The organism is Acidobacteriota bacterium, from assembly GCA_019347945.1.
In the GTDB taxonomy this organism is placed as follows: Bacteria; Acidobacteriota; Thermoanaerobaculia; order Gp7-AA8; family JAHWKK01; genus JAHWKK01.
In genome coordinates this window covers 226,526-250,950 of the sequence record JAHWKK010000001.1, presented here as the reverse complement: position 1 = coordinate 250,950, position 24,425 = coordinate 226,526, and the positions used below count along the sequence as shown (strand labels likewise).

Genomic DNA, 24,425 nt, shown 5'->3' with positions numbered 1-24,425 from the left:
GACCGGGCCGACGAGAGGCTGCCCCTCCCGCGAGCGCTCGTGTCCGTCCGGAGAGACGATGAAAACCAGAATCGCAGCGGCACTGATCTTTTCTCTCACGTTTTTTTCAACTTTCGTCTCGGCGCAGGACGACGCCCGGGTCGACGAGACACTCCAGGTGAACCTGGTCGAGATTCCGGTCAACGTGTTCGACAGCGCCGGAAACCCGATCCGAGGGCTGAAGCCGGAGAACTTCGAAGTTTACGATGAGGGGAAGCGGAGGAAAATCACGCACTTCCAGGAGATTGATCTCGCGAACCTCTCGACCGATGCACCGGAGCGTTTGGCCCCCGCGGCGCGCCGAAACTTCCTGATCGCGTTCGATCTGTCGAACTCGTCGCCGAAAGGGTTGATTCGCGCGCGAGCCGCTGCAGAGGATTTCGTTCGGAATGCACTGGGAGAGAGGGATCTGGTGTCGGTCGCGGTGTACTCGGTGGAGGAAGGATTCCGCATTCTCACGGCGTTCACGACCGACCGGGAACTGGTGCAAAGCGCCATTAGAATGCTCGAGGATCAGAAGTTTCTTCAGACGCGGGATCCGCTGCTTCTCGCGGGCAGCGTCGACCCCGGCATGGTCAGGAGCAGCATCGCCCCGGGTGACAGTGAGCTCGACCGGGAGCTCCAGGAGATCACCGGTCTGATCGCCAGCCGTATGGAGGGCGACCGTCACCGCTACGAGAAGGTACGGATCGAGAAGCAGCTTCGAACCTTCGGGATCGTCGCGCGCTCTCTCGATGCAGTCCGGGGACGCAAACAGGTCATTCTTCTGACCGAAGGCTTTGACGGCCGGGCGATTCACGGGCGGGAAACGGAGAATATTTACGAACGGGAGGATCGGAATCTTGCGCGGCTCCGGGGCGAGATCTGGCGCTTCGACATGGATGAGGAGTTCGGCAGCGTCGCGACTCAGTCGGAGCTCAATGCGATGGCACACCTTTTCCGGAGATCGGACGTGGTGCTACACACCATCGACATCGCCGGCATCCGCAGTCCTACCGACGCGCGTGCCGGATCTCATCTCTCCTCGAACGAGTCCCTCTTTCTGCTGAGCAGTCCAACGGGCGGGGAGGTCTTCAAGAACAGCAATGACTTCGCCGATGCGTTTGCACGGATGCTCAAGCAGCAGGAGGTCGTCTACGTTCTGGGATTTCAGACGCAGCCATCAGGGAATCCCGGAAAGTTTCGCGATCTGAAGGTCAAGGTTCGGGTCGTGGGGTACTCGGGTCTTCATGTCTCCCACCGCGCGGGCTATTACGAGCCGCGACAGCAGATGATGGCGGTCGAGCAGATCCTCAGCGCGACCGACATCCTGATGAACGACATCCCGTTCGAAGAGATCCCGACGAGCATTCTGGTGACGCCGCTTCCGCAAAAGGATCGAGACGCGGAAGTCCCGGTCGTGGTGGAGATCTCGGGGGATGGTCTGACCAGTATGGTTCCCGGCGACGTGGCGAATGGAGAGCTGTTCATCTATGCATTCGACGACTCCGGTACGGTCCGGGACCACCTGTTCCAGATATTCTCTCTCGATCTGTCGAGGGTCGGCCACGTCCTGAAGGACAGTGGTCTCAAATATTACGGGATTCTGAGCCTTCCCCCCGGCGATTACACGGTGAAGACTCTGGTCCGTGTCGCGGAATCGGGGCTGAAGGGATTCACCCGGGCGCGCATCCACGTTCCCGAGTACGGCGAACAGGCGATTCTGCCTCCCCTGATGTTCGAGGACCCGGGGAGGTGGATCCTGCTGCGGGGCGTTTCCAAGGCGGGTGGCGACATCGACTATCCGTTCACTCTCGGTCAGGAAAGTTTCATTCCGGCCGCCCGTCCCGTGATCTCCGGGGAGGAGGCACAGGAGTTTGCACTCTTCACCTACAACTTCGACCCGGAGCGCCTGCGACTGGTGGCCAGCCTCAACGGACCCGATGGACAGCCGACGAATGCGGGGCTGACGCTGGTCGGACGTACCGAAGCTACGGGCGATGGCCTCATCAAACTACTGCTCCGACTCGACCCCTCGGATCTCGCACCGGGGGATTACCGGATGGATGTGCGGGTGCCGCCGGGGGAGGGTATGCGGCCGCAGGAAGTGTCGATCGATCTGCACATCAGACCCTGACATGGCCGGACGAAAGCCGACCAGGAGAAGGGGGAAGGAGTCCCGAGCGCAGCCGGACTCGCCGCGCCGGGTCCGTACCGCGATCCGATTGTCGCTGGTCGCGCTCCTGATGGTCCTGGTCGTCGGCGCCGGGCTGGTGATGCGGTCCAGGACGGGGGACCAGCCGCCGGACGTGATTCTGATCACGGTCGACACGCTGCGCGCGGACGCACTCGGGTATGCAGGGAATTCCGAGGTGCAGACCCCATTCATCGACCGTCTCGCCGGGGAGGGAACGGTTTTCGAAAACGCTTACGCCCACAACGTGGTGACCCTTCCTTCGCATGCGAATATGCTCACGGGGCTGTATCCGTATCAGCACGGCGTCCGCGACAACGCTGGATTCAGGCTCGATCCGGGGCACGAGACGATCGCGGCCATGCTCCTCGAGAAGGGCTATGTCTCCGGGGCCTTCGTCGCCGCATTCCCACTCGACGCCCGTTACGGATTGAATCAGGGGTTCGAGACCTACGACGACCAGTACCGAGAAGGCTCTTTCGCGCACCAGTTCGTGATGGCGCAGCGGAGTGCGGAAGAAGTGCTCCGACCGGCGATATCGTGGTTCGAGGCGAAGAAGGGGCAGCCGCGTTTTCTCTGGATCCATCTCTACGAACCGCACGCGCCCTACCAGCCACCCAGTCCGTTCGCCGAGCAGTACGCATCCAACCCGTATCTCGGTGAAGTTGCGGCCGTGGACCATTACCTGCAGGGCTACCTCGGCCCGATTCTGGAACAGCAGAAGAATCTGCTGCTGATCTTCACCTCCGATCACGGGGAGGCGCTGGGTGAGCACGGAGAGCTCACCCACGGCCTGTTCGCGTACGAGCCGACGCTGAAGGTGCCGCTCCTGATCCGTGACGGCGACAGATTGCGGGGGCGGCGGGACGCACGACTGGCGAGGCACATCGATCTCGTGCCGACCATCCTGGATCGTGTCGGGCTCCCTCTGCCGGACGGACTTCCCGGACGGTCTCTGCTGCAGCCGGAGGGGAGCGAAAAGAGCTACTTTGAAGCGCTCACGGCATCATTCAATCGCGGCTGGGCACCACTGATCGGGATGATCTCCGGCAGCCACAAGTACATCGATCTTCCCCTGCCTGAGCTGTACGACCTGGAAAACGATCCCCGCGAGGAGAACAATCTGGTTGCCGGGGAACGCCGCGTGACGGCGGCGCTTCGTGAATCTCTTCGCGAGGCGGCACCCGAGCGAGCTGCCGAGAGGAATGTCTCGGCGGACGAGACTGCGCAACTGCTCAGTCTGGGCTACATCACGGGAACTGCCGCGAAGAAGAGTTACACGGCCGAGGACGATCCGAAGAACCTGATTCACCTCGATCGCCAGATGCAGGAGGCGATCGCGCTGTACCACGAGGGGGCCCTCGACGAGGCGATTGTACTGGCGGAGAGGGTTCTCGCCGAAAGGCCGGACATGGAGTATGCGCGGGAGCTGCACGCCTTCGTACTGCAGCAGGTCGAAAAGCCGGCTCTGGCGATCGACTCGCTGCGTGAAGCACTCCGGATCAATCCCGGCTCCGATGGAGTCCGCCGACGACTCGGACTGCTTCTGAGCGAGAACGGGCACGCCGCCGAGGCCGTCGAAGTGCTGCGCAACGTCAGCCGTGACGATGATCCGGAACTGCTCAACGCCTACGGTATCGCGCTCGCGGATCTCGGAAACGTCGCGGAAGCGGTGCGGCAGTTCGAGCGGGCGCTGGAGAGGGATGCTACCAACGCCACGGCCTACCAGAATCTGGGAATCGTGGCGCTGCGAGCTCAGGAGCACGAGCGTGCACGGAAATACCTGCTCGAGGCGCTCCACCTGAACGATCGCCTCCCGCTGACGCTCAATGCCCTTGGAGTCCTCTATGCGCAGCAGGGTGACGCGCGCCGGGCGATCGAGGCATGGTCGAAGGCGGTCGCGGTGAATCCGCAGCAGTACGACGCGCTGTTCAATTTGTCGGTGACGGCGGGAAGAATCGGGGAGTGGGAGATTGCGCGGGAGTCGCTGACGCGGTTCATACGTACCGCACCGCCCGAACGTTATGCGAGGGATCTGGACGCCGCGCGGGCGATGTTGCGCGAGGTCGAGCGGCGGAGGGCGGGGGGCTAGCTGCCTGTCCGAGAAAACCCAGTGGTGCGGGTCACTGTCACCGGCGAGAACCGCCAATCCCTCGCAATGCCTCGGTGAGAGCTCGCGCGATCCGGAAGGCGACGAACTGCGCTTTCTGTGGGACTTCGAGACGGCGCTCAGTCGAACGAGAGGAACCCGACACACACCTACGCGAGTCCCGGCAGATACTTCGTCACGCTCACGGTCACCGACGCGCTCGGAAGCAGCGATCAGGTGACTGTGAGGGTCCCCGCTGGACGTAGTGGTGAGAAATTTGCTCCACCTGCGAATAATGGGAACCGCGGAGGCGTCGAGTAAGTCCGTTTCCGACTCGCTCAAAGAGTACGGCCGCGGTATATCGGGCGGTCTTCTTTTCAGCGTTCCGCTCCTCTACACAATGGAGGTCTGGTGGCTCGGGTTCCTCTCTTCCCCTGCCAGGCTGCTCGGTTTTCTGGCCGTTACGCTTCTGCTGCTGCTCGGATACAACCGGTTTTCGGGATTTCGCGAGGATGCCAGCTGGCTCGAGGTCCTCACGGACTCGATCGACTCGCTCGGGATCGGCCTCCTCACTGCCGCGGCAGTCCTGGCGATCCTCGGCCGCATCACGACCGGCATGCCTCTCGAGATTGTAATTGGAAAGATCGCGATCGAGGCGGGAGTGGTTGCGGTCGGCATCTCGATCGGCACGGCGCAACTCGGCTCGGAGAGCTCCGACGACGGCTCCGCGAAGGAAGGCCGTGATTCCGGCAAATCGGGCGATTCCGACAAACGGCGACACTCCAGCGCCGCCTTCGACGAGGTCGTGATCGGCCTGTTCGGCGGTGTGGCCTTTGCCGCCAACGTCGCCCCGACCGAAGAGATCGTTCTGATCGCATCCGAGATTTCCTTTCCGAAGGTCCTGTTGCTCGCGGTGTTCTCATTCGCGGTCGCCGCAGTCATTCTTCACTACAGCGAATTCAAGGGCTCGCATAAGCTCGCGAACGCGGAGACGCCCTGGCACGTCGCAGGAGGAGCTGCGGCAACCTACGCCGTATCGCTCGTCACATCAGCTACCATTCTCTGGTTCGTCGGCCGTTTCGATGGCGCTCCGACCTCGCTGATCATGGCCCAGACGGTCGTTCTGGGATTCCCGACGGTTCTCGGCGCCTCGGCGGCGAGACTGCTTCTGCAGGCACGATGAAAGACAAGAACTGGCTGGAGTGGGTCACCCTCGCGATCAGCACGATCATCGTCGTATCGACGTTCGGGTACCTCTCGTGGCTTGCGCTGACCAACCCGGACCGTGATGCATCACTCTCCGCGGAAGTCCGTGAGATCAGAGAAAATGGGGCCGGCTACGACGTCGTGCTCGCGGTTTTCAATCGCGGCGACAGGACGGCCGAACGGGTTCACGTCGAGATCAAGCTCGAGATGGCGGGGGAAGAGCCGGAGATCGCGGAGATGACCGTGGCCTACATCCCCTATCATTCGGTGCGTCACGGAACGGTCGGCTTTCGGAACGATCCGCGAAAAGGTCGGCTGACCGCCACGGTCCGCGGCTACCAGCATCCGTAGTGAAGAGTGAAGAGTGAAGAGTGAAGAGTGAAGAGTGAAGAGTGAAAAAGAGACACCGTGAAGGTAACCTCTCGATACTCTCACCTTCAGTCACGAGCCTGCCCCCAGATCCTTCGCCGTCCTTCGGCGGCTCAGGATGACGAGGGGTTCGTTTCGCGAGAGTTAAACATTCGTCCATGATCGTCGCTTCCACACAAAGGCAAAACTCGTCATTCTGAGCCCGGCGCGTTGTTGACGAGTGAAGAGTGAAGGAAAAGACCTCGACAGTCTCACCCTTCGCTCTTCACTCTTCTCTCTCTTCTCTCTTCACTCTTCACTCTTCACCCTTCACTCTTCTTCTCTCACCTCCAGGGTGGTGAACGACTCCCCCTCTTCGAGCTCGCTCGCCCATGCCATCCCCATCGCCGCATCGGCGAGGTCGCACAGAATCCCCCCGTGAAGAGTCCCCATCGGGTTCGCGTGACGTTCGCTGGCATCGAGGACGGCGACCGCCTTACCGTCGCCGACCGATTCCATCCCGAATCCGATCAGCGAAGCGACCGGAGGCGGAGGAATCTCGCCGCTGATCATCTTCGACGTCATCTCGAGAAAGGGCCGCCCGGTCATTCCGGCCATAAGCTTACAACGATGAATGTCGGAGAGAATTCGGATCGATCGCAACGTTTCGAGCTCTGATGCGTAACTGGAATGAAGGAGATTCCAATGCGACCTCTGCTGCTTCTACTCGTCCTGCTTTCCTTCGGTGCACAGGGGGAGGAGCTCGCCGACTTCGCCGGAAGCTGGGAGGGGCAGCTTCACTATGCGGACGAGCCGCTCGACGTACGGATGACGATCGATCCCGGCGCCGACCCGGTCGTGACGGTCGATTATCCGCAGTTCGTCTTCGCCAACCAGCCCGCGGCGGCCGAAGTCGAAGGAGACGCGCTGAAGGTCGAGATGCCGCTCGGACTCGGAACCTACAAGCTCCGGTTGAACGATGGGAAGATGGGGGCAACCCGCACCACGAGCTCCGGTGCCGAGATCACCATCGCTCTCCACCCGGCTCTTCCGTTTCGCGTCGTGACCCGGGAGATCGAGCTCGGCGCGTTCAGTCCTCCGATCGGTGGAACCCTAACGCTGCCACCCGGCGAAGGTCCGTTCCCGGTTGCCATTCTGCTGGCGGGCTCGACCAACCCGACGCGCGACAATCTCTCCTACACCTCCTGGTCGGATCATCTCGCCCGCATCGGCATCGCTTCGCTCGCCTACGATCGCAGAGCCGACGACGAGCTCACCGCGCATGGGACCCTCTTCACGATTCCCGACCACGCGGCCGACGTACTTGCGGCGGTCGATCAACTCGTTCTCGATGACCGGATCGACGCCCACCGCATCGGGGTGCTCTCCAAATCGCGGGGAGGGTGGATCGCGCTGGAGGCGGCAGCTCGAGATCCGAGAATCGCGTTCATCGTCGGTATCGGCACTGCCACCGTCGATGTCGCGCAGCAGGACCTGCAGGCGCTCGAGGCGAGAATGCGGGCCTCCGGGGAACCCGAGGAGGACATCCAGGCCGCCCTCGCCTACATGCGCATCTACTTTCACGCCGCCAGACATCCGGCCGACTGGCCCCGGCTGGAAGCCGCGAGCAGAGAGGCTGCCGATTCCCCGTGGGGTGAGCGCGTTCGAATCCCGGAAGTTCCCGAGGATCTCGACTGGTTCCGCGCGCAGCTCGGCTTCGATCCGCTCGAGCTGATCTCGCGGATCGACGCGCCGATGTTTCTCGCCTGGGGATCAGAGGACCGGACCACGCCCGCATCGATGAACCGTCCGCTGTTCGAGTGGCTGATGAGCGAAGCGGCCGCGGACGCGAGCGTGCTCAGGGTGTATCCCGACGCGAGTCACACGCTGGAGGGCCCGCTGAACGTCGATGATGATCCGGAGACCGTGTGGACAGGCATCAACTCCGACTTTCTCCGCGAGCTCGTCACGTGGCTTCGCGCCAACGTCGTCGATCCTGAATGATCACGGCACAGCGGGTCAGATCTCCGGAGCCACCTTCTCCATGAAAGCTTTCATGTTGCGTTTCACCCGCTCGTTGTCGTGGTTGTTGAAGTCGAACCAGAGCATGAGGCGGTCCTCCGGATCGAAGCGCTCGCTCGCCTGCTCGACGATCGTCGCGGCATCTCCGACGAGCGCATTGTCCGTCGCCTTTGCCACACGTTCGGGATCGAGAGTGCCCTGCAGAGCCTTCCAGTAGTTCGACAGCGCCGATTTCGCTTCATCAGCCGCCGCAACGAGCTTCTCCTCTTTCGACAGTCCCTTCTCCTCGTTGATGAAGACGAGAACCGTCCGCGGCATGTAACCCCGCTTCCAGCCACCTCCCTTCGGGTGATAGGCGGTCGCCATCCGCTCGTTTGTCTCCTCGATCTCCTTTCCGGGAGTGATCGAGAGATTGAACACGCCCACGGGCAGAAAACGGTTGGCGAAAACCTGAACGGAAGGGTCGTGCGAACCGATCAGAAGGCGCAGAAGATCGAGGCGGACGTCCCGTGGAACGATCTCGAGCCACGGAAAGCGCCACCACGGCGGCAGCTCGATCCGGCCGGTCGCGTGACCCCATGCGTCCAGAGTTCTCTGCCACTCCTCATCGGAGCGGAAGTCGACCCGTTCCAGGACGCTCGGTTCGATCTCGTCCGAGCTCAGCACATCGCCGCGCAGCAACCGGAGAAAGATCTCCGCAGCCTGCCGGAAGATCTTGTTTTTCATCACGGGCCAGGCCGCGAGCTCGACCGGCGAGCGGGGAACCACTCCATAGGGGACGTTGATGAATGGAAAGCGGCCCGATGCGAACCCGATGTTCAGAAGTCTCGACTCGTCCGCTTCGAGCCCGTGCAGTGCGAGAAAAGTCCTGATCCGCTCGGCCGCCGCGATCGGTCCGCCGTTGGCCAGGATGTTGAGGATCGCGGAGCCCACGTGAATCCGTTTCGTCGTGGCGAAGATTCGATGTGCAAACTGCAGAATGTCGGTGTTGAGCCCGATCTCTCCCTGGAAGTGGGGGATCACGGCTCCCGGGTTCCGCTTCTGTACTTCGGTCGAGAGATGACTCTCTGCAATCCAGGCCGTGCCGAATCCGAGCTCGTCCGCAAGCCGGACCTGGTCGAAGAAATTCGTGAGCATCTCGCGCTCGCCCGGAATGATTCCGTCGACCTCGGTTTGAGAGATGGAGAAGAAGATATCGAACTGCATTGCCGCATTCTAACGGGGAAGAAAAAAGGCGGCCCGAACAGGCCGCCTTTCGATCGTCGTTTCTGCAGGCGTCAGAACCGATAAACCGCGGTGATCGACCCGACCTTGAATTTGTCCGACGTGTCGTACGCCGCGTCGATCTGAAAGCTCGGCCATGCGAGCCCGATTCCGATGGATCTGTGATCCTGGTCTACCGGCTCGGGGAAGAGGATCCCCGCGGTGATCCGCTGCGCAACGCAATTGATCCGCTCGTTGTCGGGGACGGCCGCATCAGTACAGGTGTTGGGGCCAACGTACTCGAGCGTGTGTCCCGGCTCCTTCCAGTATCCTGCCCGGATCGCAACCGGGATTCTTGTGGTGAAAAAGTACTCGCCACCGATTCGCAGTTCGGTCGCGTCCTCCGCCCGGAAGTCATTCGCCGTCGTGTACGCGGTCGTCGCGATCAGGTCAGAGGAGAGATCGGAGTACTTAACTTCGATCGCATCGAGGTTGATGGTCAGGACCGGCGTCGGGCGCCAGGAGAGACCGACACCGTAGGAATCGGGCACGTTGAACATCACATCCGCGAACTCGTCGAAATCCACCTGTCCAGCCACTCCGAGAAATACCGGCGCCGGGAACTCCGGCCCCTGCTTGTAGACCCCGCCGAAACTGAGCCCGTCGCGCAGAACCCATTTGAATCCGGCCGCAAAGGTGAGGTCGTCCTCCCAGTCCGGTTCGAACTCTTCGTTGAAGGTCGCCTGGACGAGCACTGACGTCGGCTCGAAAAAGACCGGATCCGCCCGAGTCGTGAATGCTGCTTCGCGCAATCTCTGGTATCGCGCCGTAGCGCCGAGCGAAAGTGGTCCGGACTCCCACGCGAGCGAAAGACCCATTGTCTTCAGATCGATCTCGACCGCCGTGACGAACGGAAAGACCGTTCCTTCGAAGCAGATCTCACCCATTTCGTCCTGGCGCCGGAAGCATTCGTCCTCCGAGATGGGGCCGACGCTGCCGATCGGATCACCGCTGCTGAAAAAGAAGTTCGGAAGCGGTCTGGTCACCTGACCCAGCGCGTCGAACTCGGGCAGAACCGCTCCCTGATTGGTGTAGTTGACGGGGTGATGGTAGTAGCCCGCGATCGCCCAGTTACCGAGGGGAAGGACGATGCTCGCAAACTGAATCTCGGCGGTTCGGCTCCACTCCTTGAAGGGAGCGTCCATGATGTCCGGAACTGTGCCGGTCACGGGAAGATCCTGCTGCATCAGAAAATGCCTGACTTCGAGCGAGATCTCCGGAGTTCTCAGAATGGTCAATCCGGCCGGATTGGCCTCCGCGGCAGACGCGTCGTCAGCCAGCCCCAGAAAAGCTCCCCCCATTCCCATCGCTCGAGCACCCGGATTCCCGAAGTCGAACTGCACACCCGACAGTGCCTCGATGTCCGAGTTCTGAGCAAAAGCCCCTCCACAAACCAGCGCAACCGCGCAGACAATCACCCCGTACTTTTTCATCCGATCCTCCTGGCCGGTAATGCTAACCGGTCCCATTGCGAGAGAGAAGAGAGAAGAACGGAGAAAGCGACCGGATGGGTGGTAAATGGAATGTACGACGAGGGACGAGGGACGAACGGATGGTGCGCTCGCTTCGCTCGCGATCTCTTCAACCACGGCGGAAGGAGTGAGCCATCCTTCCCTCGCCTCTGGTCTCTCTCGCACTCGCCACTCACCACTCGTCACTCGCCACTCGTCGCTCGCCGCTCGTCTCTCCCTACTCCCTCGCCTCCAGAACCGTTTGCACGATCGAGTCGAGCGCGACATTCTGACGCTCTCCATCCCGGCGCAGCGAGAGCTCGACGTTGCCGTCGGCGAGGCTCTTTTTTCCGACAGTCACCCGAAGCGGAAAGCCGATCAGATCCGCGTCCTTGAACTTCACACCGGGGCGCTCGTCCCGATCGTCGAGAATTACGTCCACGCCGGCTTCGCGAAGATCTTCGTAAACCTTCCCGGCGGCATCCCGTACCTCCTCCTCGCGACCGATCGCGGTCACCACGGCCTCATAGGGAGCGAGCGGGACCGGCCAGATGATCCCGTTCTCGTCGTTGCCCTGTTCGATGGCGGCGGCGACCGTGCGGCCAATCCCGAGGCCGTAACACCCCATGACCATCGGCTGTCGTTCACCAGCTTCGTCGAGGTACTCGCAGTGCATTGCCGAGGAGTACTTCGTTCCGAGCTTGAAGATGTGGCCCACTTCGATTCCGCGGAACATCTCGAGCGCCGTTCCACAGCGGTGACACGGATCTCCCGCCGTGACTACCGTGAAATCGGCGAACCCGGCGGGACTGAAATCGCGACCGATGTTGACACCGGTCAGATGGTGGTCGGCCTTGTTCGCGCCGACGACGAAGTTCGACATCCCCTCGAGGGCGACGTCGGCGTACACACGAATGTTCTCCACACCGAGAGGTCCGCTGAACCCCTCGGGACCGCCGGTGACGCGCTCGATGGTTTCAGGTGTCGCCATCTGAATCCAGTTCACGTCGAGGAAGTTCCGGATCTTGATCTCGTTCGCCGATCTGTCCCCGGGAAGGAGAATCATGACGACTTCGTCGGCGGTCTCGATCAGAAGACTCTTCACGATCCTGCCGGCCGGGAGATCGAGAAATCCGGCGACCTCCTCGATGGTCTTCTTCCCCGGCGTCTCGACTTCTTCCAGTCTGTCGAGGTCGACGGGTTCGCTCTGCTCGACCTCGCGGCGCGCAGCCTCCGCCTTCTCGATGTTCGCCCCATATCCGCATGAAGGGCAGCGCACCACCGCGTCCTCCCCGCTCTGCGCGAGAACCATGAACTCGTGCGAGGCGGAGCCGCCGATGTTTCCCGTATCCGCTTCCACCACGACATGATCCAAACCGCACCGTTCAAAGATCCTGGTGTACGCTTCATGCATCTTTTCGTACGTTTCATTCAGAGACTCCCAGCTCGAGTGAAAGGAGTAGGCGTCTTTCATGATGAACTCGCGGCCTCGCATCAGTCCGAACCGCGGCCTGACCTCGTCCCGAAACTTGGTCTGAATCTGATAGAGGTTCTTCGGCAGCTGCCTCCATGAAGAGACGGCGTCCCGGACGATGTCGGTGATGACCTCTTCATGGGTGGGTCCGAAGACGAAATCGCGATCGTGGCGATCCTTGAGCCGCAGGAGTTCCCGGCCGTACTGCTGCCATCGCCCGGACTCCTGCCACAGCTCGGCGGGCTGAATGGCGGGCATCGAGAGCTCGATCGAGCCTGCGCGATCCATCTCCTCGCGCACGATCCGCTCGAGCTTGTGGATCGAGCGGAGTCCGAGCGGCAGGTAGGAGTAGATCCCGGCGGCCACCTTCCGGATCATGCCGGCGCGCATCATCAGTTTCTGGCTGACGACGTCGGCGTCCGAGGGCTCTTCCCGCAGCGTGTTGATGAATGTCTGAGTCCAGCGCATCTGATCGAATCTCCCGGTCTCGGTTGGGGGTCACGCGGCCCCCGCCACGAAGGTTTGGCTCTCTAACCCTTCCGCACTGCCAGTCATTCTGGCGAATGTGTCCGGCCACTCAGTCGTTGCAGTAATCGTGGAAAAGAAAGCGGGAACTGATTTTGAACTGAACGACCCCGTGGCCGAGCTCGATATGGCGAAAACGACCCTGGTGTTCGACAGGACACCCGTGGCCAGGATCATCTCCTGCGCTGCAGTATTCGCGTCCGCGGCTCTGCTGTTCGACTATCTCTCGAGAGGTCCGGGGAACATCGGATTCCTGCCTTTTCTCGGGTTCACCCTGCTGGTGCTCGGAACGATTGCATCAGCCCTCGTGCACTACGGCGATCGCATCTATGTCAGCCCCCACGGACTCCTGTACCGAAACAGATTTCTCTCTCTGTTCGGCCGGCCGGACGGGTGGCTGTCGTGGCGCGACGTCGTCGAAGTCCACGAGATTCGCCGAAAGATTCTGATCCTCGTCGATCAGGAGGGGCGAAGAATGGTGGTGGATACGGTGATGGGCTATCCGATCGCGAGGCGTGAAATCCTCCGCCGAACGCCGCATGCGTTGATTTCCGGCACCCTGGACCGGAAAGATCGGCCTTGAACCGAAGAACCTGGATTCTCACAACCGCAGGCATTCTCATCCCGATCATTCTGATCGTTGCTCTGTTCGTCGCCTACCGCCGGGGGCGCATCGGCGGGGATGTGCTGACCGGCATCGCCGATGCGGTCGGGGTCGAGCGGGAGCCGAGACTTTTCGAGGCGCCACCCGAAGAATGGACGAAGCTGATCTCGGCGATGACGCGGGGCGACGCCTGGGCGGATCTCGCATACGAGCTCGAATGGCTCGCCGCGAACGATCCCACGGCGTACGAGAAGCACGAGCTGCGCTACCTGCACGCTCGGGCGCTGACCGCGGCGGAGGAATGGGATGAAGCGCTCGATCTGCTCGACCCGGAGATCGAGGAGGGTGACTATCCGCAGCTCGCCCTCTACCACGCCGCCCGAGCGCTCGATGGCACCGGAGACGAGGAGAACGCCTCGCGCTACCGGCGGCGTCTCATCGAGGGACACGCCGGATCCATTTACGCCATTCCTGCCGTCCAGGAAGAGCTCGCCTATCTCGTCGAGCACGCCGACCCTTCCGCAGCACTCTCCTGGGTGCGATCGCTCCCTTCGGCCATTCCGGAATCGACCCGCCGGGAAAGCGAAGCCATGGCGATCGTGGCACTCTTCGAGGAGGATCGCAGCACCGCAATCGGTGCGGGTCTCGCGCTTCTTGCCCGGCGCCATACCGACGATGCCGCGGAGCGCATTCTGGAGCTGTTCGAGCGGGAGAACGTCGCCGCTTCGCTCAACGCCGAGCAGCGGTACCTCATCGCTCGAACCGCATCGAGCCACCGCCACTTCGGGCACGCCATCGAGCTGCTGCGACCCCTCCGTCAGGCGATTCCGGGGAGGCTCGACGACATCAACTTCGCGCTCGGCCGCGCGCACTTCTTCAACGAGGACTTCGCAAGCGCCGAGGAAGCCTATCGGTACGCCGCCCGGGTGGCGCGCTCGCGAGCCTGGCAGTCGCGATTCTTCTACCACGCCTCCCGCGCCGCGCAGCTCCAGGGCAACGACGATGTCGCCGAAAGTCTGATGGCCGACTCGATCCGTGTGCGTGGGAGCTACGACTCGACCGCCGCATCCCTCGCCCAGCGCATGCGGACACGCGCGAAGGGAGGTCGCTGGTCGGACGCACGCGCGGATCTCGAATACCTCCGCAAGATCTTCCCGCGTGGCGAGACGATCATCGACGCCTCGCTCGCATACGGTGTCGCCTGCGTGGCTGCGGGCCGCAATACCGAGGCACTCGAAGTGCTCGGAAGAATCGATCGAAGACGGCTCGATCCGTACGAGCGAGCCGAGATTCTCTACTGGAGAGGTCGCGCCCTCGAATCGGAAAATCCCCTCGGCGCACTCGACGAATATCTCGACGTTCTAAGAATGCCGGTCGCCACTCATTACAAGCATTTCATCTACGAACGCTTCGAGGTCCCGGAGATCCGCGAGCAGGTGGACGCTGCGATCGAGCGACGCCGCACCGCGCTCACCACGGCTCGCGAGGACGGCCTGTTGGGAGATGCGCGGGACATCCAGCGAGAGATCGTCCTTCTGTCCGACCATTCCGTACCCGAGCTTCTCCGTCTGGGCCAGATCTACGCGCTCTTTCCCCAATACTCGGCGGTTCTCCGCGCCACACCCGCGGAGCTGCCGAGCTTGCCACTGGAGGGAGGATCGAAAGGGGAGCGGCTGATCGCCATGGGTCTGTACGACGAAGCCGCCAGCTACGTCGACGACCTCTACCCACTCAACTCCCTGGAGTCTGCGCTCACGCGGGCGATCGTCGACCGGCTCGGCGGCCGGACGCGCCCTTCGGTTCGCGCCGCCGAGATCCTGATGAATCGCGTACCCGACGATTTCTCTCCTCATCTGTTGCCAATCGAGATCCGGAAGCTTCTCTACCCCGACTATTTCTCGGATCTGATCTGGCAGGAGTCGCAGGAACATGGTGCCGATCCGAGGCTGCTGATCTCGATCATGCGGGAAGAATCGCGGTTCGACCCGAATGCGAAGTCCCCCGCGGCCGCGCGTGGACTGCTCCAGTTCATTTTCCTCACCGCCCGCCAGATCGGAGAGAAGCTGGGACTCGAAGGTCTCCGCTCCGAAGATCTCTACGAGCCCGAGACGATCATCAGGCTCGGGGCACGCTATGTCGGTGACCTGATGAAAGAGTTCGATGGCAACCGCTACAAGGCCGCAGCGGCGTACAACGCCGGTCCCGCACAGTCGAAGCTCTGGTCTCGCCTGGCACCCGGCGACGGCGACGACTACTTTCTCGCGACGATCTACTTCGACGAGACCAAACACTACGTGAGAAAGGTCCTCAACAGCTACCAGCGTTATGCCGAGATCTACGGCGACTCACTTTTCGCCGATGCGAGGGAGAACCCGGAACAGGACCTCCAATGATACGTGGTTGACTTCGACGACCCAGTCATCGTCTCGGTCCTGGTCACCAGGAAAACCCGGCTCGTGAGCCGCCGACTCCGCATCGCGGAGGCGCAGGCGGTTCGAGGTCTCAGTGCTTCTGGCGATCTTCGGCCGGTCCGCCGCGGCGCTGCAGATTGCGCGCGGTGTTGATCAGGCCCACGTGCGAATACAACTGCGGAAAGTTGCCGAGGTGGCGGCGGGTCGAGGGAGAGTACTGTTCGGAGAGGAGGCCGACGTCATTCTGCAGCGCGACGAGCCGCTCGAAGATCTCCGTCGCCTCGTCATAATGTCCCTGCAGCGCCAGAACGTCGGCCAGCCAGAATGTGCAGAGAAGGAATGCCCCTTCACCGGGAGGCAGGCCATCGATCTCCGGGTTGGGGCGGTAGCGGCTGATGAGGCCGTCCTTCTGCAGCTGCTTCCGGATCAACGCCACGGTTCCGATCATCCGCGGATCGTTCGCGTCGATGAACCCGAGTGAGGGGAGCATTAACAGACTGGCATCGGCTTCCCTCGAACCGTACGACTGCACGAAAGCATTCAGCTCGCGATTGAAGCCGCGCTCCATCACCTCGGTGCGGATCTCCTCCCGGGTCGCGCGCCACTTCTCCAGTGGTCCTTCGAATTCGAATCGTTCCACGTCGGCAATCGCGCGATCGAACGCCACCCACGCCATCACTTTGGAGTGCGTGAAGTGGCGGCGCGGGCCGCGTACTTCCCAGATTCCCTCATCGGGATCTTTCCATCCTTTTTCGAGATAGTCGAGCAGACCAGACTGCACACGCCAGGTGTTGTCGTCCTGCGGAAGGTCGAGCTTCCGCGTCAAGTGCAGCACATCCATGACTTCGCCGTAGACGTCGAGCTGATGCTGCTGATAGGCAGCGTTGCCGATTCGGACCGGCCGTGAATCTTCGTAACCATCGAGCCAATCCAGTTCGAGCTCGGTCAGCCGCCGCTCGCCGGAGATCCCGTACATGATCTGCAACTCCTCCGGCCGGCCGGCGACGGCGTGGACGAGCCATTCGCGCCATGCCAGCGCTTCGTCCGTATAGCCGCCGACCGTCAGCGCGTACAGCGCAAACGTGGCGTCGCGCAACCAGCAGTAGCGGTAATCCCAGTTACGGACACCGCCGATGTGTTCGGGAAGCGACGTCGTCGCGGCCGCGACGAGGCCGCCCGTCGGCTTGTACGTCAGCGCTTTGAGCGTGATGAGGGAGCGCATCACGGAATCGCGCCATCGCCCGTCGTACGTGCAGCGACCCGACCACTCGCGCCAGAACTCCTCGGTGCGGCGCAGCCGTTCATGAGCCTGCGGCAACTTCGGGTCGCCGTCGTACGTCTTCATCCACGTCATGTCGAAGGAAACACTTTCCCCCTTCGCCACTTCGAACTCGGCGATGGTGGTGAGACCTTCGCCGCGCATCGGCGCTTCGCCCCGCACGTAGATGGTGTCCGGACCAGCGACGGCGCGGATGCCGCCGTCGATCGCCTGTACCCACGGCACGATCGATCCGTAGTCGAAGCGGATCTTCATCTCCATGCGCATCGGAACCCGCCCTTCCAGTCCCTCGACGATGCGCAGGAGATCAACTTCGCTGGTGCGGATCGGCATGAAGTCGATCACCCGCACGCGACCGGTGGCAGTCTCGAATTCGGTCTCGAGAATCAGCGTATCGCCGCGATATCGACGCTTCACGCTGCGGATTTCGTCCCGCGGAGCAATCTCCCATAGGCCGTTTTCGGAACTCCCGACCAGCGCGGCGAAGCAGGCGGGGGAATCGAACCGGGGGACGCAGAGCCAGTCGATCGATCCGCTGCGGCTGACGAGCGCACAAGTCTGCAGATCTCCGATGAGCGCGTAGTCTTCGATCCTCGAGTGAGTCTCCTGCACGCCGCACAGTCTAGCCGCAAGTCCGGATGGCATTCGACATGAACGCACTCCCGGTCATGGTTCGATCGGCGATTGGTCTCGCAGGCATCCTTCTGCTCGCCGGATGCTCCGGGCCGCAGTCCGCGCTGATGCCGCGGGGGCGCGGCGCCGACGATCTGGCGGCGCTGTTCTGGTGGATGACTGCCGGCGCCGTCGTCATCTGGACCGGAGTGCTGGCGCTGGCGTTCTGGGCCTACAAAGTCCACCCCGACACGGGCGGACGACGCACGGCCATGATGATCGTCGGCGGCGGCGCGGTTTTCCCGACGGTTGTTCTCGCCGCTCTCCTCTTCTATGGTCTCAGCATGATGCCGCCTCTTCTGGCATCCGCACCTGACGGCACATTGCGCGTTTTCGTGACGGGAGAGCAGTGGTGGTGGCGCGTCCGCTATTTTCCTGCCGGTGGAGCTCCGGTCGATCTGGCGAACGAGATCCGCCTGCCGGTGGATGAGCCGGTCGAGTTCCATCTCGAAAGCTCCGATGTCATCCATTCCTTCTGGATTCCGAACATCGGCGGAAAGATGGACATGATTCCCGGCCGCCGCACCCGTCTCGTCCTCCATCCGACGGCCACCGGAACGTATCGGGGCCAGTGCGCTGAATACTGCGGAACCTCGCATGCGCTCATGGCTTTTCCTGTCGTGGTCATGGAGAAGGAGGACTTCGCGCGCTGGCTCGAAGAGCAGCGCGCGCCGGCCCGCGACGATCCGTCGAAGGGGCGGGAGTTGTTCTTTGCCAACGGCTGCCCGGCGTGTCACACGATCCGGGGAACGAGCGCTGATGGCCTGGTCGGACCTGACCTGACGCACGTCGGCAGCCGGCTGACGCTCGGCGCCGGCATCATCCCGAACCGTTCGTCAGAGTTCGCGCGCTGGATCGAGCGTACCGACGCCGTCAAACCGGGCGTGCACATGCCCTCGTTCGGGATGCTCCCTCGCGAGGAGCTCGCCGCGGTGGCGGCATATCTGGAATCTCTGGAATGAAGCCGAAAACCCCAGCCGCTGATCCCGAACCGCTTCCGTACGAGCCCCCGCAGGAGCTGCAGCGGGCACAGGAAGAGCGGCTGCGCGAAGTGTGGGCGGCGCCGAAAGGATGGAAGTACTGGTCGGCCGTCAACAACACCGAGGTGGGGGTGTGGTACACGGGAGCCGCGTTTCTGTTCTTTCTGTACGGCGGCCTGCTCGCGCTGATCATGCGGCTGCAGCTCGCCCGGCCGGGAAACGACCTGGTCTCCGCCGAAACCTACAACCAGATCTTCACCGTCCACGGGTCGGTGATGATGTTCCTCTTCGCGATCCCGGTCTTCGAGTCGATCGCCGTCATCTTCATGCCGCAGATGCTGGGCGCTCGCGATCTGCCGTTTCCCCGCCTTTCGGCTTTCGGCTTCTGGTGCTTCCTGATCGGCGGCGTATTCCTTTCCGGATCGTTGCTCTTCGACGCCGCTCCGCGCGGCGGCTGGTTCATGTATCCGCCGCTGACATCGAAGTACCAGCCGGGGGTCGGCGCCGACATGTGGCTTCTCGGCTTCTCGTTCATCGAGATCGCCGCGATCGCCGCCGCCGTCGAGCTGATCGTGGGAACGCTCAAGTGCCGTCCCCCCGGGATGCGCATCAATCTCATTCCGCTCTACTGCTGGTACGTGCTCGTCGCGGCGGCGATGGTGCTGTTCGCCTTTCCGCCGCTGATCGCCGGCAGCATGCTGCTCGAAGTCGAGCGGGCGTTCAAGTGGCCGTTTTTCGACCCCGCCGGAGGCGGCGATCCGGTGCTGTGGCAGCACCTCTTCTGGCTGTTCGGCCATCCGGAGGTGTACATCATCTTTCTTCCTTCCATTGCCATCCTGGCGATGGTCATTCCGACGTTTGCCCGCCGTCCCATCGTTGGCTACAGCTGGATCGTTCTCGCCGCGGTCGGCACGGGTTTCATCAGCTTCGGTCTGTGGGTCCACCACATGTACACGACCGGTTTGCCCGGAGTGTCGCTGGGACTCTTCTCCGCCGCGTCGGAGGCCGTTGCCATCCCGACAGGTGTGCAGATCTTCTGTTTCATCGCCACAATGGCCGCGGGACGTGTCGCACGTTCGGTCCCGATACTCTACGTGTTCGGTACGCTGGCCATCTTCGTTCTCGGTGGTTTGACCGGCGTAATGATCGCGCTGGCATCATTCGACTTTCAGGCGCACGACACGTTTTTCGTCGTCGGGCACCTGCACTACGTGCTGATCGGCGGAGCCGTCTTTCCGATCATCGCCGGGCTTTATTACTGGTTCCCGCTTCTCAAGGGCAAAAAGCTTTCAGACAAGCTCGGCAAGATCGCCTTCTGGTTCATGTTCATCGGATTCAACATCGCCTTCCTGCCGATGCACTTCACCGGTCTGCGAGGGATGCCGCGCCGCGTATTCACGTATCCGTCGAATCTCGGGTGGGACACGCTCAACCTCGTCTCGACCATCGGCGCATTCATACTCGGCATCGGGATCGCGATCATCGTCTGGGACGTCGTGCGGCCGAAGAAAAACGATCCGATGTCCGAACGAAATCCGTGGAACGCGGGCACGCTGGAATGGGTGCCGAAGATGCCGCCGGAGGCATGGGGCATCCGTACGATTCCGGAGATCGACAGCCGGTATCCGATCTGGGATCAGCCGAACTTCCTGCGCGACGTCGATCAGGGGCGCTTCTATCTCCCCGATGCCGAAGAGATGGAGCGCGAAACGATCGTCACCAGTCCGATTGATGCGACACCGCAGCAGTGCCTTCGGCTGCCCGGACCGAGCTTCATTCCGCTGCTCGCTGCGGTCACTATCGGGGGCTTCTTCATTCTCGGGACCTTCTATCTGTGGATGCCGGCGATCATGAGTCTGGTCGCGGGGACGCTGGTGATCTGCTACTGGCTCTGGATCGGTACGGCGAAGATTCCGGAGAAGGAGGAGAAAGACGTCGGCCTTGGGCTGAAGCTGCCGCTTTATGAATCGGGACCGAGCTCGGTCGGATGGTGGGCGGTGCTGATCACGATGCTGGCCATCTCCACCGCATTCGCCTGCCTCATCTTCGCCTACTTCTTCTACTGGACGATCCATCCCGATTTCCCGCCGGAGAACGCGACAGGCCCCGGAGTGTTGTGGCCATCGATCGCGCTCGCGCTGATCCTCGGATCGTGGGGCCTCGGCCTGCTCGCCCGCCGGTTCAATAGCGCCGGCAAAGCGGGCGGCTACTACGGTTCGACGCTCGGCGCGATCACGCTCGCGCTCGCGGGCGGGGCGTCGATGCTGGCGGGGCCGTGGTTGACGGGCCTCGATCCGAAAACACACGTCTATCCGGCGACTGTCTGGCTTCTGTGCATCTGGACTGCGGGGCATGCGGTGGTCGGCGTGATCATGCATCTGTATTGTTTCGCTCGGCGTCTGGCTGGAAAGATGACCGCGCACTACGACATCGAAATCCACAACGTCGTGCTGTTCTGGCACTTCGTTGCAATCACGGCACTCGTCACCGTGCTGACGATCGCGGGCTTCCCGCTGGTGAAATGACTCAGCAATCACTCGCAGAACGGAAAGAAAGTCTCTGGCGGCTGATCGCTTCGCCGACGATCTGGGCCGCGCATTTCATGCTCTGTTACGTGACGGCGGCGATCTGGTGTGCGAAGTATGTGGCGCGCACTGGTACGCTCGAGCCGATTCGATGGGCGATCCTGGTTTTCACCGCCGTCGCGTTGGTCGGGATCGCGTGGAACGGATGGGATGGTTATCGCCGCCACCGGTTCGGCGATGCTCATCTCCCTCACGACGACGACACGCCCGCCGATCGCCGTCGATTCCTCGGCTTCGCAACGATGCTGCTGGCCGGTCTGAGTGGTGTGGCGGTGATCTACGCGGCCTTCGTGGCCATCGTATTCAGGAGTTGCCGGTGAAAGCCGCAGCCCTGATCGGCGGAATTGCGCTGCTGGCGTTTCTGTGGCTCGGTCCTCTGCCGGAGCTCGCCGCGCATTCGTTCTCCGCACACATGACACTGCACATGGGAGTAGTGGCAGTCGCCGCACCGCTGATCGCCATCGGAATCGGGCCGCGGAGACTTCCAGCGATGTTCGCGCCGATTCCTCTCTCGCTGGTCGAGTTGATCGTCGTCTGGGCCTGGCACGCGCCGGCGCTGCACATGTCGGCGAGACATGGGCCGGGAGTGATGGTCGTCGAACAGTCGATGTTCTTCGCAGCTGGTCTGCTCGTCTGGATCTCGTCGCTCCATCGGATTGGAACGGGCATCGTTGCGCTTCTCCTCACGTCGATGCACATGACGCTGCTCGGTGCTCTTCTCGCGCTGACGCCGCGCTCCCTCTACGCTCACGCCACATCACTCCCCGACCAGCACCTCGGTGGCGCGATCATGCTCCTGATCGGCGGGGTCTCTTATCTTTTCGGTGGCCTGTGGCTGACGCTGCGGCTTCTCCGGGAGCAGAACGCATGAAGCTGCTCCGCCAGTTCATCGACACGATCGTATGGGGGACATTGATCGTTGTCTTCTCGCTTCTGCCGGAACGGCGCGATCGCGAGCCGAAGGTGCAACGAAAGTGGCGGCAGCGCTTCATCGGCGCAGCGCTGCTCATCGCTGCGGCCGGAGTGACCGGTGTGCTGCTGGTTCTGCTGGGTCTGATTCCGGTGAAGGCGAGCTCCGAACATCTGCCGCCCGTGCGGTGGTTCTTTCAGTTCTCGAAGATTCGCGGCTTTTCGACGCAGAGCCTCGGCGTCGAGGCTCCTCCAGATCTCAACCGGTCTGCGAACGTTCTCAAGGGTGCGGGGCAATACGAGACCACCTGCCGTCCCTGCCACGGCAGTCCGGAGCTGCACCATCCGCGCGTAGCCGCGGCGATGACGCCGCATCCGCCCTACCTGCCGGAAGCGATCTCGAAGTATTCGAAGGAGGAGTTGTTCTCGATCATCAAACACGGCATCAAGTTCACCGGCATGCCGGCCTGGCCGGCGAAGAACCGCGACGATGAAGTTTGGGCGATGGTGGCGTTTCTCCTGGCCATGCCTGAGCTCGACGCCGCCGAATATCACCAGCTCGCGTTCGGCCCTTCGCCGCCCAGCGCTGCTGCCGCGCCGATCGAGGATCTCACCGGACCCGAAAATCTTCCGCGCGTCGTGCGCGAACGGTGCGCCCGTTGTCACGGCGCCGATGGCCGCGGCCGTGGCTCCGGGGCGTTCCCGAAGCTCGCCGGGCAGCATGCCGCTTATCTGGTGAATTCGCTGAAAGCGTATGAACGCGGCGATCGTCACAGCGGACTGATGGAACCGGTGGCGGCGGGTTTGTCGGACGAAGAGATGAACGAGATGGCGGAGTACTACTCGAGTCTGGAGCCGGCGGTGGGGACACACGGAGCCGACCTCGCACTCCCGGACGAGGGGTCGAGCCCCGGCTATGAAATCGCTCATCGCGGCGTGCCGGCGCAGAAGGTTCCGGCATGTGCCGACTGCCACGGCCCGACGCATCCGCATCCGAAACGCGAATACCCGATGCTGGCCGGCCAATACGCCGAATACATCGTGCTGCAGCTGGAGCTCTTCGAAAAGGGGCACCGCGGCGGAACGCATTACGCACATCTGATGCAGGAAGTCGCGCCGCGGCTCACAAAAGAGCAGATGCAGGCTGTGGCGGCGTACTACGAATCGTTATCGGGCGCGGGTGAGGACGCCCGCACTCCTTCAACGCAGGGTGTAGAGCAGCACCAGGCCCCCACCGTAGACCATCAGCACTAGGATCGAGTCGGGGCCGAGGCGCAGCCACGATCGATCCTTGCGCTCGAGTATGCCAGCCATGTAGATCGTCGTGCACGCGATCCCGAGGAGTGCGCCGACCTGGGCGAAGCTGCCGACCTCGTTGAGAACAGCCGCATCTTTGGCGTAACCGAGGTCGGCGACGAACAGTAGAGCCGCATCGAACAGGTTAGTCCCGAAGATGTTCGAAATCGCCATCATCCGAGCACCGAGCCGCGCCGCTTCGACTGTCGTGCTCACTTCCGGCAGTGACGTCGCGATTGCGAGCAGGACGGCGCCGGCGAAGCTGCCTCCGATCCCGGTCTGTTCGGCAATCTGTTCCCCCGACTGGGTCACGGCGAATCCGGCGCCGAGCACTACCAGACCGGAGATCGTCATGTCCGTCACGAGCCGTGGCATCGACATCCTGCGGAATCGTTTGCCGGGAACCGTCTTCTCGTCTTCCGCTTCTTCCGCCTCGTCCCGACGCCGTTTCTCCTCGAGCTCTATCGGTTTCCACGTCGGGTTCTGCTCATATCGTTTGATGAGGACCAGACCCAGGATCACAAAGACGAAGATTGCGAGCGTCCAGATTCCGAAACCCGCGAGAAGAGTGTCGCCGACGGCGATCGCGGCCGTAGCGGTCGTCAGTACAAATACGAGCAGGGTGCCCTGCAACAGAACTCCGGGATGGCGGTAACTCGCCGAGATGGGGCCGCGGCCTATGACGGCATCGGCGAGCGCCAGGATGCTTACCTGCATGGCGATGCCGCCGAAGATGTTGTTTACGGCGATGTCGGCGCGGCCGAGCACCGACGCGCTGACCGTCGTCGCGATCTCGGGGAGCGATGTCGCGCCGCCGAGAAGCAGCGCGCCCACGAACGCTTCACCGAGTTTCGTACGACCGGAGATCGCATCGGCGCCGCGCGAGAGGCGGGTGCCTGCGAACCATACGAATATGCAACCCACGGCAAACGCGGCGATGTTTCCCCAGAGCGGCAGATCTTTGAACCACTGCACGATGACGCGATGCAGCAAAGTCGGCGCCGGAAATGAGATGACCCGTTTCCCGATGCCGCGACTGAGATCTTTTTTTGCGGTTGTCGCGATGTGTCTGCTACTTCGTCAGCACCCGCCGGAACGG

General features: G+C 62.4%; 18 protein-coding genes and 1 pseudogene. 13 read left to right on the top strand and 6 right to left on the bottom strand.

Annotated elements, in window-relative coordinates; translation table 11 throughout:
• Positions 1-58: 58 nt before the first annotated feature.
• From KY459_01085 to KY459_01065, 5 genes and pseudogenes are all read left to right on the top strand, one after another.
• Positions 59-2,155, top strand: coding sequence for a VWA domain-containing protein (locus KY459_01085; GenBank protein MBW3563303.1), 2,097 nt, complete (start codon positions 59-61; stop codon positions 2,153-2,155).
• A gap of 1 nt (position 2,156) precedes the next feature.
• Entirely contained in the window at positions 2,157-4,304 is a 2,148-nt protein-coding gene (locus tag KY459_01080) for a sulfatase-like hydrolase/transferase (GenBank protein ID MBW3563302.1), read from the top strand.
• Positions 4,237-4,622: pseudogene (locus KY459_01075) on the top strand (PKD domain-containing protein). Before KY459_01080 ends, KY459_01075 begins: the two are co-directional and overlap by 68 nt.
• A complete protein-coding gene (locus KY459_01070) occupies positions 4,597-5,484 on the top strand; it encodes a TIGR02587 family membrane protein (GenBank protein MBW3563301.1) in 888 nt (295 codons plus the stop codon). The pseudogene KY459_01075 and the gene KY459_01070 overlap by 26 nt, the downstream one beginning before the upstream one ends.
• Complete coding sequence (locus KY459_01065) at positions 5,481-5,858, top strand: hypothetical protein (protein MBW3563300.1); 378 nt, start codon at positions 5,481-5,483, stop codon at positions 5,856-5,858. Before KY459_01070 ends, KY459_01065 begins: the two co-directional genes overlap by 4 nt.
• 327 nt (positions 5,859-6,185) lie before the next feature.
• On the opposite strand, the gene KY459_01060 is transcribed toward KY459_01065, so the two are convergent.
• The gene (locus KY459_01060) at positions 6,186-6,473 is read right to left on the bottom strand and encodes a PaaI family thioesterase (protein MBW3563299.1); all 288 of its coding nucleotides are present in this window, start codon (positions 6,471-6,473) and stop codon (positions 6,186-6,188) included.
• Between the two features lie 87 nt (positions 6,474-6,560).
• On the opposite strand from KY459_01060, the gene KY459_01055 reads away from it, so the two are divergent.
• The gene (locus tag KY459_01055) at positions 6,561-7,859 is read left to right on the top strand and encodes an alpha/beta fold hydrolase (GenBank protein MBW3563298.1); all 1,299 of its coding nucleotides are present in this window, start codon (positions 6,561-6,563) and stop codon (positions 7,857-7,859) included.
• Positions 7,860-7,874: 15 nt separating this feature from the next.
• On the opposite strand, the gene KY459_01050 is transcribed toward KY459_01055, so the two are convergent.
• From KY459_01050 to KY459_01040, 3 genes are all read right to left on the bottom strand, one after another.
• Complete coding sequence (locus KY459_01050) at positions 7,875-9,083, bottom strand: LLM class flavin-dependent oxidoreductase (protein MBW3563297.1); 1,209 nt, start codon at positions 9,081-9,083, stop codon at positions 7,875-7,877.
• Positions 9,084-9,154: 71 nt separating this feature from the next.
• Positions 9,155-10,573: an outer membrane protein transport protein gene (locus KY459_01045; protein MBW3563296.1), complete on the bottom strand. Its 1,419-nt coding sequence runs from the start codon at positions 10,571-10,573 to the stop codon at positions 9,155-9,157.
• A gap of 256 nt (positions 10,574-10,829) precedes the next feature.
• Positions 10,830-12,533, bottom strand: a complete 1,704-nt coding sequence (locus tag KY459_01040; GenBank protein MBW3563295.1) for a proline--tRNA ligase — start codon at positions 12,531-12,533, stop codon at positions 10,830-10,832.
• A 169-nt stretch (positions 12,534-12,702) separates the two neighbouring features.
• On the opposite strand from KY459_01040, the gene KY459_01035 reads away from it, so the two are divergent.
• Together KY459_01035 and KY459_01030 are read left to right on the top strand one after the other, a co-directional pair.
• Positions 12,703-13,173 (top strand): hypothetical protein, encoded by a 471-nt coding sequence (locus KY459_01035; GenBank protein ID MBW3563294.1) that lies wholly within the window; start codon positions 12,703-12,705, stop codon positions 13,171-13,173.
• The gene (locus KY459_01030) at positions 13,170-15,587 is read left to right on the top strand and encodes a transglycosylase SLT domain-containing protein (GenBank protein MBW3563293.1); all 2,418 of its coding nucleotides are present in this window, start codon (positions 13,170-13,172) and stop codon (positions 15,585-15,587) included. The genes KY459_01035 and KY459_01030 overlap by 4 nt, the downstream gene beginning before the upstream one ends.
• A 109-nt stretch (positions 15,588-15,696) precedes the next feature.
• On the opposite strand, the gene KY459_01025 is transcribed toward KY459_01030, so the two are convergent.
• Complete coding sequence (locus tag KY459_01025; protein MBW3563292.1) at positions 15,697-17,529, bottom strand: glycoside hydrolase family 15 protein; 1,833 nt, start codon at positions 17,527-17,529, stop codon at positions 15,697-15,699.
• Between the two features lie 23 nt (positions 17,530-17,552).
• Here KY459_01025 and coxB point away from each other — a divergent pair, with 23 nt between their 5' ends.
• The 5 genes from coxB to KY459_01000 are packed head-to-tail and all read left to right on the top strand — an operon-like array spanning position 17,553 to position 23,284.
• The gene (coxB, locus tag KY459_01020) at positions 17,553-18,518 is read left to right on the top strand and encodes a cytochrome c oxidase subunit II (GenBank protein MBW3563291.1); all 966 of its coding nucleotides are present in this window, start codon (positions 17,553-17,555) and stop codon (positions 18,516-18,518) included.
• Positions 18,515-21,061, top strand: coding sequence for a cytochrome c oxidase subunit I (gene ctaD / locus KY459_01015; GenBank protein MBW3563290.1), 2,547 nt, complete (start codon positions 18,515-18,517; stop codon positions 21,059-21,061). Before coxB ends, ctaD begins: the two co-directional genes overlap by 4 nt.
• Positions 21,058-21,441, top strand: coding sequence for a hypothetical protein (locus tag KY459_01010; GenBank protein MBW3563289.1), 384 nt, complete (start codon positions 21,058-21,060; stop codon positions 21,439-21,441). The genes ctaD and KY459_01010 overlap by 4 nt, the downstream gene beginning before the upstream one ends.
• Positions 21,438-21,992, top strand: a complete 555-nt coding sequence (locus KY459_01005) for a cytochrome c oxidase assembly protein (GenBank protein ID MBW3563288.1) — start codon at positions 21,438-21,440, stop codon at positions 21,990-21,992. The genes KY459_01010 and KY459_01005 overlap by 4 nt, the downstream gene beginning before the upstream one ends.
• Positions 21,989-23,284: a c-type cytochrome gene (locus KY459_01000; GenBank protein ID MBW3563287.1), complete on the top strand. Its 1,296-nt coding sequence runs from the start codon at positions 21,989-21,991 to the stop codon at positions 23,282-23,284. The genes KY459_01005 and KY459_01000 overlap by 4 nt, the downstream gene beginning before the upstream one ends.
• Here the strand turns inward: KY459_01000 and KY459_00995 are convergent.
• Positions 23,231-24,301 carry a sodium:calcium antiporter gene (locus KY459_00995; GenBank protein ID MBW3563286.1) on the bottom strand — a complete coding sequence of 357 codons (1,071 nt, stop codon included), beginning with the start codon at positions 24,299-24,301 and terminating at the stop codon, positions 23,231-23,233. The two genes, KY459_01000 and KY459_00995, sit on opposite strands and share 54 nt — an antisense overlap.
• Positions 24,302-24,425 lie beyond the last annotated feature (124 nt).